The organism is Pseudonocardia sp. Ae505_Ps2, assembly GCF_001932425.1.
Classification (GTDB): Bacteria; Actinomycetota; Actinomycetes; order Mycobacteriales; family Pseudonocardiaceae; genus Pseudonocardia.
This window is the reverse complement of sequence record NZ_MCIP01000001.1, coordinates 1,401,948-1,415,602: the sequence shown is the minus strand read 5'-3', so window position 1 is coordinate 1,415,602 and position 13,655 is coordinate 1,401,948. Positions and strand designations below refer to the sequence as shown.

The following is a 13,655-nucleotide window of genomic DNA, read 5'->3' as shown; positions in this document are numbered from 1 at the left end:
GGGCCCGGAGCCGACGCTCCCGGGCGCGACCCCGCCCGGTGCGACCGAGGAGGTCTGCCGTGGACGAACCCCAGGCGTGGATACCGACCGATCCGCGGTCGCGGCCCAGCCACGACCAGGTCGTCGCGGGGCTGAAGGGCGTCGACGAGGGCGGGCCCGAGCTCGTCCAGCTGCTCACCCCCGAGGGTGAGCGGGTGCCGGACGAGCGGTTCGACCGCTACGCCGCCGACATCACCGCCGAGGACCTGCGGTCGCTCTACCGCGACCTCGTCCTGGTACGGCGCGCCGACCGCGAGGGCAACTCCCTGCAGCGTCAGGGAGAGCTCGGCCTCTGGGTGCCGCTGCTCGGCCAGGAGGCCGCGCAGGTCGGGTCCGGCCGCGCGCTCGCGCCCGAGGACATGTGCTTCCCCAGCTACCGCGAGCACGGCGTCGCCTGGTGCCGCGGGGTCGACCCGACCGAGCTGCTCGGCATCTTCCGGGGGACCGACCACGGCACCTGGGACCCGGTCGCGACCCGGTTCCACCCGTACACGATCGTCATCGGCAACCAGTGCCTCAACGCCGCCGGCTACGCGATGGGCCAGCGCTTCGAGTCCAAGGTGGGCGGCAGTGTCGCTGGTGTCGGCACCGCCGACGGTGTCGCTGGTGTCGGCACCGCCGACGGTGATACGGGTGAGGCCACCATCTGCTACTTCGGCGACGGCGCCACCAGCCAGGGCGACGTGCACGAGGGCTTCGTCTGGGCCGCCGCCTACGACGCGCCACTGGTCTTCTTCTGCCAGAACAACCAGTGGGCGATCTCGGTGCCCGCGGAGCGCCAGACCCGGGTGCCGCTCTACCAGCGCGCCCGCGGCTACGGCTTCCCCGGAGTCCGGGTGGACGGCAACGACGTGCTGGCTTGCCTCGCCGTCACCCGCTGGGCGCTCGACGAGTGCCGCACCGGCAACGGCCCGGTGCTGATCGAGGCGTTCACCTACCGGATGGACTCCCACACCACCTCCGACGACGCGACCCGCTACCGGCTCGCCGACGAGGTCGAGCTGTGGAAGCTCAAGGACCCGATCGAGCGGGTGCGGGTGCACCTGGCCCGGCGGCACGGCGTCGGCGCCGACTTCTTCGACGCCGTCGATGCCGAGGCCGACGCGCTGGGCGAGCGGATGCGGGCCTTCTGCCGGGCGATGCCCCAACCCGGCCCGGAGCGGATGTTCTCCCAGGTCTACGCCGAGCCGTCGCCGACGGTGGAGCGCCAGCGCGAGGAGTTCCTGGCCTACCACGCGTCGTTCGCCGACCAGGAGGGCTGATCCGTGCCGACCACGATGGCCAAGGCACTGAACGACGGGCTGCGTGCCGCGATGGAGCGCGACCCCAAGGTGCTCGTCATGGGCGAGGACGTCGGCCGGCTCGGCGGCGTCTTCCGCATCACCGACGGTCTGCAGAAGGACTTCGGCGAGCAGCGCGTGCTCGACACCCCGCTGTCGGAGTCCGGGATCATCGGCGCCGCGATCGGACTCGCGGTGCGCGGGTTCCGCCCGGTCTGCGAGATCCAGTTCGACGGGTTCGTCTTCCCCGGCTACGACCAGATCGTGTCCCAGCTGGCGAAGCTGCGGTACCGGACGCAGGGCCGGGTGCCGGTGCCGGTCGTCGTCCGGATCCCCTACGGCGGCGGGATCGGTGCCGTCGAGCACCACTCCGAGTCGCCCGAGTCGCTGTTCGCGCACGTCGCGGGCCTCAAGGTGGTCACCTGCTCGAACCCGGCCGACGCGCACTGGATGATCCAGCAGGCGATCGTCTCCGACGACCCGGTGATCTTCTTCGAGCCGAAGCGCCGGTACTGGGAGAAGGGCGAGCTCGACGCCGCCACCGACCTGGGCTCGGCCTTCCCACTGCACGCCTCGCGCGTGGTGCGGCCGGGCTCGACGCTGACCGTGGCCACCTACGGGCCGATGGTGCGGACCTGCCTCGACGCCGCCGGGGCGGCCGCCGAGGAGGGCCGCGACCTCGAGGTGATCGACCTGCGGTCGCTGTCCCCGCTCGACCTCGGCCCGGTCGCGGAGTCGGTGCGGCGCACCGGACGGCTGGTCGTGGTGTCCGAGGCGCCCCCGGAGGCGTCGGTGACCTCGGAGGTCGCCGCCCGGATCCAGCAGGAGTGCTTCTTCTCGCTGGAGGCGCCGGTGCTGCGCGTGACCGGCTTCGACACGCCCTACCCGCCGTCGCGGCTGGAGGAGGAGTACCTGCCGGACCTGGACCGGGTCCTCGACGCCGTCGACCGTTCCCTGGCCTGGTGAGGACGAGCACATGCGTGAGCACTTCAAGCTGCCCGACGTCGGCGAGGGGCTGACCGAGGCCGAGATCGTCACCTGGCGGGTGGCGCCCGGGGACACGGTCGCGGTCAACGACGTCATCGTGGAGATCGAGACGGCGAAGGCGGCCGTGGAGCTGCCCTCGCCGTGGGCCGGGACGGTCGGTGAGCTGCTGGTCGAGCCGGGCGCGACCGTCGCGGTGGGGACGCCGATCATCGCGATCGACACCGCTGGGTCCGCGCACGACTCCGACCCCGACGCCGATGCCGGCGCCAAGATCGGCGAGGCGGGCAAGGACGGGCGGATCGCGACGCTCGTCGGGTACGGGCCGCGGCAGGGCTCCGCGCGGCGACGGCCCCGGCGCGATCCCGCCGCCTCGGCCGCGTCCACCGGTTCCGCTGCACCCGTCGCGCCCACAGCCTCCGCCGAGCCGTCCGCCGGGTCCGTCGCGGCGAACGGCTCCGTCGGGGCAGACTCCGGTGGCTCCGGGCGCCCGGGTGGATCGGGGCCGGGTGGATCGGGGTCGGGCGCGTCCCCGGTCCCGTCGCCCCAGCAGTCGCTCGGGTCGCCCGAGCAGGCCGCTCCCGTGACGTCCACCGGTCTGCCGGAGGGCAGCGACACGGGGGCCGGGGGTGACGCCGTCGGGCCGCAGGCCGCGCAGGTCCCCCTCGCCCCACCACCGGTCCGCCTGCTCGCGCGAGAGCTGGGCGTCGACCTGCGGACCGTGACGGGGACCGGGCGCGACGACCGGATCACCCGTGAGGACGTGCACGCCGCCGCGACGGGTGCCGGGCTCACGGACGCCGGGAACGACGCTGCGGTCGACGGCCGCGCCGCCGGGACATCCGCCGCCGGGACATCCGATGTCGGGGCATCCGAGGACGGGGCATTCGCTGCCGGGACGTCCGCTGCCGGGGCGTCGGTCGCCGGGGGCCCCGTCGCGGCGGGGGCCGCCGGAGGTGTCACCGGAGCCGCTGTCGCGGGCGCCGCTGCCCCGGGTGCCGCCGGCCGGACCGCTGCCGGTCAGACTGCCGCCGCCCAGGGTGGGGTCGCCGGCCAGGGCGCCGGGGAGTCGGCGGGGGCTCCGGCCGGGCCGGGCGCGAGCGCCACCACCACCCGACCCACCGAGGACCGCCGCGAGCCCATCCGCGGCGTCCGCAAGGCCACCGCCGCGGCGATGGTCGCGAGCGCGTTCACGGCGCCGCACGTCACCGAGTTCCTCGACGTCGACGTCACCGAGACGATGGCCCTGCGCGACCGGCTGCGGGCCTCGCGCGAGTTCGCCGGGGTCAAGCTGACCCCGCTGGCGTTCGTCGCGAAGGCCGCCTGCCTGGCCGCCGCGCGGACCCCGGCGATCAACGCCAGCTGGGACGAGCGGGCCGGCGAGATCGTCTACTACGCCCGCGTCCAGCTCGGCATCGCCGCCGCGACGCCGCGCGGGCTCGTCGTCCCCAAGATCCGCGACGCGGACACCCTCACCCTGCGCGGCATGGCCGACGCGCTCACGACGCTCACCGACACCGCACGGGCGGGCCGGACCGCCCCGGCCGACCTGGTCGGGGGCACGTTCACCATCACCAACGTCGGCGTGCTCGGCGTCGACATCGGGACGCCGATCATCAACCCCGGCGAGGCCGCGATCCTCGCCGTCGGGTCGATCAAGCCCGCCCCGTGGGTCGTCGACGGCGAGCTGGTCGTGCGTACCGTGTGCCGGCTGGCGTTGTCGTTCGACCACCGCCTCGTCGACGGGGCCGAGGGCTCGCGGTTCCTCGCCGACGTCGGCGCGCTGCTGCACGACCCCGGGGTCGCCCTCACCTGGTGACCTGGGGAGATCATCCGAGTGCCCCCGGAGATCGATCCGGGGAATTCGGGCGATCCGGGAGCAGAACGGCGTGCCCGTGCGTTGTACGGGCATGCCGTTCGTGCTGCTCTACGTCGTGCTCGAGATCGTCGCGCTCGCCGGGCTGATCGCGTGGATCGGGCTGGGCTGGACCCTGCTGGTCCTGCTCGCCGGGTCCGTGCTCGGGCTCCTGCTCGCCCGTCGGGAGGGCGTCCGCGCCGCCCGCGCGCTCGCCACCGCGGTGCAGCGCGGGAAGCTGGCGCACGAGGAGGCGACCGACGGGCTGCTCGTCGCCGTCGGCGGCATCCTCATCTTCCTGCCGGGCCTGATCACCGACGTGCTCGGCCTCGCCCTGGTGTTCCCCCCGACCCGGGCCCTGGTCCGGCGTCGCATGGTGAGCGCCGCCGAGCGGGCCGCACCGGGTCTGCGCACCGCGCGGATCCGCTACGGCGCCACCGTGGTGGAGGGGGAGACCGTCACCGAGCCGCGCACGGCGACCGTGTACCCGCGCATCGCGGGTCCCGCCGCGGGCGCCGGCCCGGTCGTCGAGGGCGAGGTCGTGGACGGTCCCGACCGCACCTGACCCGTCACCGGGCCCGTGGTCGCCCGGCGCACCCCGCACGCGGTCTCCGCACCCCGTGCGGCGGGTGCGACGGCGGCACCAGGGGTGCGACGGCCGGGCGCGGCACGCCTCGGGCCGGGGTGGTGGACGGCGGGGACGTTCGGGGGCGTCCCCGCCGTCCCTCTCACCAGCCGGGGCGCGCTCCTGCGAGCAGAGTGCGCAGGCTCTCCAGCCTCCGGCGACGCAGCGTGATCGGCTTCATCCGCAGCGTGGAGTGATGCATCCGGTCGGCGCGGTGCCGTCCTCGGTGTCGACCCACGGCGCTCTCCTCCCGGGCGTAGTCACGTGCGACAGGGTGGTGCACACAGCAGAGTGTTGCTGGTCAGCAGCGGTCGCGGAAGGTCGCGGGGTATGGGCCACCGGATCGTGACGACGACGCGGGCATTCACCGGCCGCACTCGCACGGTGCGTTCGCGACGGACCCCACGGGCGATGTCGGAACCGGCCCGGACGGGCAGTGTGACCACGCTGAGTGATTATCGGCGTCGCTGGGCCGCCCGGGTGGCGGGCAGGCGACACGCCGCCGTCGTCTACGGAATTCCGAAGATCGGCGGATACCGTCGTCGCATGGATCCGGTGCGCAACCCGTTCGCCCCCGGCGCGGGTCAGCGCCCGCCCGAGCTGGCCGGTCGGGACCGCGAGGTGGACGCCTTCGAGATCGTCCTGGAACGGGTCGCCCGCGGTCGCCCGGAGCGGAGCCTGGTGCTCACCGGGCTGCGCGGCGTCGGCAAGACGGTCCTGCTCGGCGAGCTGCGCTCGATGGCGATGCACGCCGGCTGGGGCGCCGGGAAGATCGAGGCCCGGCCGGACGCCGACCTGCGACGTCCGCTGTCCGCGGCGCTGCACCGCGCGATCCGCGACCTCGCCGTCCGGCACCGTGCCCCCGAGCGCATCGACGAGGTGCTGGGGGTGCTCAAGGCGTTCGCGCTCCGGTCGTCGCCGGAGGGGACGAAGCTGCGGGAGCGCTGGCAGCCCGGCATCGACGTGCCGGTGAAGAACGGGCGCGCGGACTCGGGCGACATCGAGATCGACCTGGTCGAGCTGTTCACCGAGGTCGCCGAGCTCGCCCAGGACGTCGGATCCGGCATCGCCCTGCTGATCGACGAGATGCAGGACCTGCGGCCCGAGGACGTCTCGGCGCTCTGCGCCGCCTGCCACGAGCTGTCCCAGGCCCGGGTGCCCCTCGTCGTCGTCGGGGCGGGGCTGCCGCACCTGCCCGCGGTGCTGTCGGCGTCGAAGTCCTACTCGGAACGGCTGTTCAAGTACTCGCGGATCGACCGGCTGGACCGTAAGGACGCCGACTTCGCGCTGATCGCCCCCGCCGAGCGGGAGGACGCGACCTTCGACCAGGAGGCCCTCGACGACCTCTACGTCCGCTCGGGCGGCTACCCGTACTTCGTGCAGGCCTACGGCAAGGCCGCCTGGGACGCCGCGCCGACCAGCCCGATCGGTGCGAAGGACGTCGAGATGGCCGCCCCCGAGGCCGATGCCGAGCTCGCGGTCGGCTTCTTCGGCTCCCGCTTCGAGCGGGCGACGCCCGCCGAGCGGGAGTACCTGCGGGCGATGGCCGAGCTGACCGACGGGGAGGACCACCCCGTCGAGACGTCGCTGGTCGCCAAGCACCTGGACCGGCGGGCGTCGTCGCTGTCCCCCGCGCGCGACAGCCTGCTCAAGAAGGGCCTGGTGTTCTCGGCCCAGCGCGGGCAGATCGCCTTCACCGTGCCGCACTTCGGGCGGTACCTGCTCGCCAACACCTGAGCCCCGCTGCTCCGGACGAGTGAAAACTGTTTGCGGTGTAACGGGTCGTCGTGGCAGTGCGAAACCCCTGCTGAGCCCCGCGGCGCCACCCGACCCCCGACTCGGTAGCGCCGCGGGGCGTTCCACGTTCGGGGCAGGCTGTCGCCCGCCCCGGGCGCTGCCGGGGGCGTCAGGGGCCACCCGTAGCATCGGCCCGGTGGCCGAGCCCAAACTCGAGATCCAGATGCTCCATGACCGAGTCATGATCAAGAGGGTCGAGGGTTCCGGCGAGCGACGGAGCTCGGCCGGAATCGTGATCCCGGCAACCGCACAGGTCGCCAAGCGTCTGGTCTGGGGAGAGGTGGTAGGGGTGGGACAGCACGTGCGCACGGTGAAGGCCGGCGACCGCGTCCTGCTCGCCCCGGAGGACCAGTACGAGGTCGAGATCGCCGGCGTCGGGCACCTGGTCATGCGCGAGCGGGATCTGCACGCGGTGGCCTCCGAGGCCACCCAGCACGGGACCGGTCTCTACCTCTGATCCCCCCCCCCGGGTCGCGCCGGTCCGCACGGACCCGCGGCCCACCCGGTTCGACGGCGGTGTCGACGCAGGCGGCGACGTCGGCCTCGATGACAGAGTCGATGGCAGTGCGGAAAGGAAGTCCCACGTCATGCCCGAGCGCCCTCCCTCGTCCGACGACGCGGACGAGCAGCCGGTGACGGCCGCGCCGGAGCCGGGAGACCAGCCGAACGGCGACGCCGCCGGTGCCGGTCGCCCCGTGATGCCCGCCCGCCGTCCCTCGCCCGGTCCCGCGGCAGCCGCTCCCGCCACAGCCGCCCCCGCCACAGCCGCCTCCGCCGCCGCGCAGGGGACCAACGCGCCGCAGGGCGCCGCCGAGGCCCCGGCCGCCGAGACCCGGGCCGCTGAGACCCGGAGCGCCGAGACTCCGGCTGCCGACGCGTCCGGGCCCGCCGATCCGGCCGAGGCCGCCGAGCAGGCGCCGCCGGAGTCCCCCGCGGCCCGCACCGTCGTCGGGCAGGCCACCACCGCCGAGGACCCGGCCGCGCCGTCGCCCGCCGGGCACCAGCCGTCCCCGCAGCGCCCGGGCACCGGTGCCCCGCAGCCCGGCCCGGCGCCGCGGCAGGATCCCGGTACGACCGCACCGCAGGCCGGTGGTGCCCCGGCGCCCGCCGCGTCGGAGCCCGGCCCCCGGACCTCCGGTGGACAGGACCCGACCCGCCCGGTCCCCGCCGCCCCCGATGGCCGGGATCAGGACACCGTCCGCGTCCCCCCGCTCAGCGAGCAGCGCACCCAGGTCCTGCCCCGGGTCACCCCCGCCGCGTCCGCGGCGGCGCCCGCGGGCGGCGCTGGCGAGCAGACCGCCCGCATCCACACCGGCGGCCCTGGCGCGGGCACCGCGGTCCTCGGCGCCGGCGCGTTCGGTGCCGCGGGCCCCGCGGCCGCGACCGGTCCGGGTGGGCCGGGCGGCCCCGGTGGTCCCGGCGGCGGCGACGAGGGTGGTGACGGCGAGAGCGGTGACGGCCCGCAGCGCAAGCGCCCGGTCGGCCTGATCGTCGCGGCCGCAGCGCTCGGTGTGCTCGCCCTCGGTTACGTCGGCGACCTCGTGCTCAGCTCCGGCAGCGTGCCGCGCGGCGTCGTCGTCGCCGGTCAGCAGATCGGGGGCATGTCGCGGGCCCAGGCCACCGAGACGCTGCAGGCGGCGATCGAGCCGCGTGCCGGCGCGCCGGTGCCGGTCCAGGCCGGTGAGGTCCGCTCGGAGATCGATCCGAAGGCCGCGGGCCTGCAGGTCGACTACGCGCGCACCCTCGACGAGGCGGGCGAGCAGCCGCTGAACCCGATCACCCGGATCTCCTCGTTCTTCACCACCCGCGAGGTCGGGGTGGTCAACTCCGCCGACGACCGCGCCGTGCGCACCGCGCTCGAACAGATGGCCCCGCTGGTCATGAAGGAGCCCAAGGAGGGCTCGGTCCAGTGGCAGGGCGTCACCCCGATGCCGGTCGCGCCGGAGCCGGGCCAGCAGCTCGACGTCGACGCGGCCGTCGGCGTCGTCGAGGAGCAGTGGGCCTCCGGCGAGCCGGTGCAGCTGCCGCTGATCGTCGAGCAGGCGATCACCACCCCGGCCGACGTGCAGAAGGCCATCGACGAGGTCGCCAAGCCCGCCGTCGCCGGTCCGCTGACGATCACCGGTGAGGGCGCGAACGCGACCATCACCCCCGAGGACATCACCACCGCGCTCAGCTTCACCGCGGACCCGCAGGGCCCGGTGAAGCTGAAGCCGGTGATCGCGAACAAGACCCTCGAGGACATCGCGGCGCCGCAGCTGGCGAGCACCGAGAAGCCCGGCGTCGACGCCCAGCTCGACTTCGCCGCGACCCCGCCGCGGGTCGTCCCGTCGCAGGACGGGCGCGGCATCGACTACGACGCGACCTTCGCGAACGTGCTGCCGATCCTCACCGGCCAGGGCGAGCGCACCGTCGCCGCGGTCTACGCGAACAAGCCGGCCGAGATCACCACCGCCGACCTGCAGTCGCTGGGCAACGCGACCGAGATCTCGACGTTCACCACCGGCGGGTTCGCCGCCGACTCGGGGCAGAACATCAAGCGTGCCGCCGAGGCCATCAACGGCCAGATCGTGCAGCCCGGCGAGACGTTCAGCCTCAACGCCGTCAGCAACCCCCGCAACGCCGCCAACGGCTACGTCGAGGCCGGCATCATCGAGGACGGCCACCCGGCGCGCGGCGTCGGCGGCGGTGTCTCCCAGCTCGCGACGACGCTGTACAACGCGTCGTACTTCGCCGGCATGACCGACATCGAGCACAAGGAACACAGCTACTACATCAGCCGCTACCCGGTGGCCCGTGAGGCGACGGTCTTCGACGACCTCATCGACGTCAAGTTCCGCAACGACGGCCCCACTCCGGTGCTGATCCGCACGGCGTGGACGCCCAGCAACGTCACCGTCTCGTTCGTCGGCCAGAAGATGTACGACGTCACCTCGACGACCGGGCCGCGGACCAACCCGACCCAGCCGCAGGTCGTCAACATCCCGGCCGGTCAGCCGTGCAGCCCCAGCAAGGGCTCGCCCGGCTTCACCGCGACCGACACCCGGACCATGCGCAACGTCCAGACCGGGGAGACGACGAGCAAGACCCGCACGGTCAAGTACAACCCGCAGCCGATCGTGCAGTGCGGCGGCTGATCCGGTGATGGTCCAGTCCGGGGGATGACGTAACCCACGTCACATTCGTACCCTGATCCCTCCAGCCGTCGGACAGCGAGGGATCGGGGTACCCCCAATGCGCATCGCGGACGTTCTGAGGAGCAAGGGCAGCGCGGTGAGCACCGTGGCACCGGACGCCCCGGTGGTCGAGGTGCTCCGGGCGATCGCCGAGCGGAACCTCGGCGCACTGCCGGTCGTCGACGGCGACCGGCTGGTCGGCATCGTCTCGGAGCGGGACGTGGTGCGCCGGTTGCACAGCCACGGCGCCGCGCTGCTCGACGCGCGGGTGGCCGAGGTGATGACCACCGAGGTGGTCACCTGCTCGCCCGGCGACGGCGTCGGTGACCTCGCCCGGGTCATGACCGACCGCCGGGTGCGGCACCTGCCGGTCGTCGTCGACGGGGCGCTGGCCGGGATCGTGTCCATCGGCGACCTGGTCAAGGCCCGGATGGACATGCTCGAGCAGGAGCGCGAGCAGCTGGAGAGCTACATCGCGCAGTAGCGGCGCGACGAGGAAGGGCCCCGGGCGGGGAGTCCGCACCCGGGGCCCTTCGTCATGGGAACCAGATCAGAACGAGGCCTCGTCGAGCTCCATGAGCGCGTTGTCGGCGTTCGCGATGATCGCCTTCTCCGAGGTCAGACGGGGCAGCACGGACTTCGCGAAGAACGTCGCGACGCCGACCTTGCCCTCGTAGAAGGCCCGGTCCTTCGCCGGGACGCCGTCGGTGCCCAGTGCGGCGAGCGCGACGGTCGCCTGACGCAGCAGCAGCCAGCCGACGAGCAGGTCGCCGACCGCCATGAGCAGCCGCACGGTGTGCTGGCCGACCTTGTACAGCTCGGTGGCGTCCTTGGTGGAGGCGTAGAGGTAGCCGGTCAGCGTGCCGAGCATCCCCTGCACGTCGGTGAGCGCGGTGCGCAGGAGCTCGCGCTCCTCCTTGAGCCGGCCGTTGCCCGCCTCGGAGTCGATGAACGCCTGGATCTCGCCCGCGACGTGCGCGAGCGCCTGGCCGTTGTCCCGGACGATCTTGCGGAACAGGAAGTCCTGGGACTGGATCGCGGTGGTGCCCTCGTAGAGGGAGTCGATCTTGGCGTCCCGGATGTACTGCTCGATCGGGTAGTCCTGGAGGAAGCCGGACCCGCCGAGGGTCTGCAGCGACTGCACGAGCTGCTCGGTGGCGCGCTCGGAGCCGACACCCTTGACGATCGGCAGCAGCAGGTCGTTGACCTTCTCCGCCAGCTCGGTGCTGATCCCGCTGCCCTCGTCGCCGAGGCGCACCCTGTCCTGGAAGGTCGAGGTGTAGATGTAGACCGAGCGCAGGCCCTCGGCGTACGCCTTCTGCAGCATCAGGCTGCGGCGGACGTCCGGGTGGTGGGTGATCGTGACGCGCGGCGCGGTCTTGTCCGTCATCTTCGTCAGGTCGGCGCCCTGCACGCGCTCCTTGGCGAACTCGAGCGCGTTGAGGTAACCCGTCGACAGGGTGCCGATGGCCTTGGTGCCGACCATCATCCGGGCGTACTCGATGACCTGGAACATCTGGGCGATGCCGTCGTGCACGTCACCGAGCAGCCAGCCGACGGCCGGGGTGCCGTGCGCCCCGAAGGTCAGCTCGCAGGTCGTGGAGGCCTTGAGGCCCATCTTGTGCTCGACGTTGGTCACGAAGGCACCGTTGCGCTCGCCCGGCTCACCGGTCTCGGTGTCGAAGTGGAACTTCGGAACGAGGAACAGCGACAGGCCCTTGGTGCCCGGCTTCGCGCCCTCGGGGCGAGCCAGCACCAGGTGCATGATGTTCTCGGTGAAGTCCTGCTCGGCCGAGGTGATGAAGCGCTTCACACCCTCGATGTGCCAGGTGCCGTCGTCCTGCTGGATCGCCTTGGTCCGGCCGGCTCCGACGTCCGAGCCCGCGTCCGGCTCGGTCAGCACCATCGTGGCGCCCCAGCCCCGGTCGATCATCAGCTGGGCCCAGCGCTTCTGCTCCTCGTTCCCGTTCTTGTGGAGGATCGAGGCGAAGTTCGGGCCGGCCATGTACATGAAGATGGCCGGGTTGGAGCCGCACATCAGCTCGGCGGCGGCCCACTGCACCGACGGCGGGATGCCCATGCCGCCCAGCTCGTTCGGCAGGCCGAGGCGCCACCACTCGCCGTCCCAGAGGACCTTGTAGGCGTCCTTGAGCTCCTGCGGGGTGGTGACCGTGTGGTCCTCGGGGTGGAAGACCGGCGGGTTGCGGTCGATCGTGGCGTAGTGCTCCGCGAGCGGTCCGGTGCAGACGGTCGACAGCTCCGACAGCACGCCCTTGGCGGTGTCGACGTCGACGTCGGTGAACGGCCCCGTCCCGAGGTGGTTCTGTACCTCGAACACCTCGAAGAGGTTGAACTCGAGGTCGCGCACGTTGCTCTTGTAGTGGCCCATCCGTCCTTCACCGCCGTTCGTGCCAGGGCCGATCGACTTACCGGCCGGTAACTGACTCCAGAGTATTACCGACGGGTAACCCAGGCAAGGGCGCAGGTGCGGGTCGGGACCGCTCACCCGTGTGACGCGCTCGACCGGCGCGCCCGCGCCGTACTTCTCCCGTGAACCGAGAGAATGCGGAGTCGCACGGGACGGATGTGGCGTGTGTGACGAAGGCGGTACCGGCTCGGTGCGGCCGATGGGGGGCAGCAGCGATGGGCGAGCCGGGGCAGAGCTGGAGTCGCCGCGGGCTGCTGGTCGGTGGCGCGGTCGTCGGCGCGGGCCTGGTCCTGCCCGGCCGGGCGTTCGCCGGGCCGCCGCCGGCCACCGACCCCGCCCCGCCCGCCACCGACCCGGTGCCCGGTCCGTCGGCGGTCCCGGGGCCGGACGGCATGCCCGGACCGGCCGGTGCCGGCCCCCTCGTGGAGGGCGTGCCGATCCCGTTCATCGCGCGCTGCTTCGAGTGGGGTGCGCGCAAGCCCAAGTCCGCGCCGAAGATCTGGGACCGGCGTCCGATCCGGATCCTGGTCCACCACACGGCCGGGGCGAACACGACCGACTACAGCGTCGGCGCCGCGCACCGGATGGCGAGGGCGATCCAGAACTACCACATGGACCGGAACGGCTGGCTCGACTCCGGGCAGCACTTCACCATCTCGCGCGGCGGGCACGTGCTGGAGGGCAGGCTCTGGAGCCTCGGTGAGCTCAACGGGGGCCGCCGCGTCGTCGAGGGGGCGCACTCGCCGGGCCAGAACGTCATCGCGATCGGCATCGAGAACGAGGGCACCTACATGGGCGTCGACCCGACGCCGGCACTGTGGAACTCGCTGCGCATCACCTGCGCCTACATCTGCCTGCGCTACGGCATCGCCCCGACCGAGCTCTACGGCCACCGCGACTACCGCAACACCCTCTGCCCCGGCGACCGTCTCTACGCCGCGCTGCCCCGGCTGCGTCGTGAGGTGGCGGGGCTGCTGGGCAGGCGGCTCTCCCGCACCGAGGCGACCAAGGCGAGCTGGCCGCTGCTGCGCACCGGCGACCGCGGACCGATCGTCGAGGCGGCCCAGTACCTGCTGCGCGACGCCGGGTCGCTGACCGGGAAGCCCGACGGACGGTTCGACGACCGCACCGCGGCCGCGGTGAGCGAGTTCCAGCGCGCGCACCGCGCCGACGACGTCAACGGCCTGCTCGGCGGGGAGACCTGGCCGGAGCTGGCCCGCACGGTGCGCGCGGGCGCCGAGGGCGACGCCGCCCGTGCGGTCGAGGTGCTCGCGGCGGCGCGACGGGTGGAGAGCGTGCCCGACGTCGTCGACCACCCGCAGTGGCAGAAGCTGCTCGGGACCTCCGGCAGTCCCGTCCCGGACGCGCACGACCCGCAGGGCGTGCTGAACCGCTGAGGGCCACGCGCGGGCCCCGTGCGGGCGGAGAGCACCCGCACGGACGGGTGACGGACTGCCGCTAGTCTCGCCCG

The 13,655-nt window shown here is 73.4% G+C and carries 10 protein-coding genes; 9 read left to right on the top strand and 1 reads right to left on the bottom strand.

Annotated features, from left to right (window positions below; genetic code table 11):
- Positions 1 to 59 precede the first annotated feature (59 nt).
- The 8 genes from pdhA (at position 60) to Ae505Ps2_RS06605 (ending at position 10,240) form a co-directional block, all read left to right on the top strand.
- On the top strand, positions 60 to 1,301 hold the full coding sequence (gene pdhA / locus Ae505Ps2_RS06640; RefSeq protein ID WP_075553490.1) for a pyruvate dehydrogenase (acetyl-transferring) E1 component subunit alpha: 1,242 nt from the start codon (positions 60 to 62) through the stop codon (positions 1,299 to 1,301).
- A gap of 15 nt (positions 1,302 to 1,316) precedes the next feature.
- Positions 1,317 to 2,285, top strand: coding sequence for an alpha-ketoacid dehydrogenase subunit beta (locus Ae505Ps2_RS06635; protein ID WP_051050475.1), 969 nt, complete (start codon positions 1,317 to 1,319; stop codon positions 2,283 to 2,285).
- Positions 2,286 to 2,295: 10 nt separating this feature from the next.
- Complete coding sequence (locus Ae505Ps2_RS33165) at positions 2,296 to 4,122, top strand: dihydrolipoamide acetyltransferase family protein (protein WP_075334018.1); 1,827 nt, start codon at positions 2,296 to 2,298, stop codon at positions 4,120 to 4,122.
- 91 nt (positions 4,123 to 4,213) lie between these two features.
- A complete protein-coding gene (locus Ae505Ps2_RS06625) occupies positions 4,214 to 4,723 on the top strand; it encodes an FxsA family protein (protein WP_075309359.1) in 510 nt (169 codons plus the stop codon).
- 606 nt (positions 4,724 to 5,329) lie between these two features.
- Entirely contained in the window at positions 5,330 to 6,520 is a 1,191-nt protein-coding gene (locus Ae505Ps2_RS06620; protein WP_020621976.1) for an ATP-binding protein, read from the top strand.
- Positions 6,521 to 6,716: 196 nt separating this feature from the next.
- On the top strand, positions 6,717 to 7,037 hold the full coding sequence (locus tag Ae505Ps2_RS06615; RefSeq protein WP_043276256.1) for a co-chaperone GroES: 321 nt from the start codon (positions 6,717 to 6,719) through the stop codon (positions 7,035 to 7,037).
- Between the two features lie 130 nt (positions 7,038 to 7,167).
- A complete protein-coding gene (locus Ae505Ps2_RS32495) occupies positions 7,168 to 9,717 on the top strand; it encodes a VanW family protein (protein ID WP_075309363.1) in 2,550 nt (849 codons plus the stop codon).
- Between the two features lie 97 nt (positions 9,718 to 9,814).
- A complete protein-coding gene (locus Ae505Ps2_RS06605; protein ID WP_075309365.1) occupies positions 9,815 to 10,240 on the top strand; it encodes a CBS domain-containing protein in 426 nt (141 codons plus the stop codon).
- A gap of 66 nt (positions 10,241 to 10,306) precedes the next feature.
- On the opposite strand, the gene Ae505Ps2_RS06600 is transcribed toward Ae505Ps2_RS06605, so the two are convergent.
- Positions 10,307 to 12,145, bottom strand: a complete 1,839-nt coding sequence (locus Ae505Ps2_RS06600; protein WP_075309367.1) for an acyl-CoA dehydrogenase — start codon at positions 12,143 to 12,145, stop codon at positions 10,307 to 10,309.
- 254 nt (positions 12,146 to 12,399) lie between these two features.
- On the opposite strand from Ae505Ps2_RS06600, the gene Ae505Ps2_RS06595 reads away from it, so the two are divergent.
- Positions 12,400 to 13,581 carry an N-acetylmuramoyl-L-alanine amidase gene (locus tag Ae505Ps2_RS06595; protein ID WP_075334016.1) on the top strand — a complete coding sequence of 394 codons (1,182 nt, stop codon included), beginning with the start codon at positions 12,400 to 12,402 and terminating at the stop codon, positions 13,579 to 13,581.
- Positions 13,582 to 13,655 lie beyond the last annotated feature (74 nt).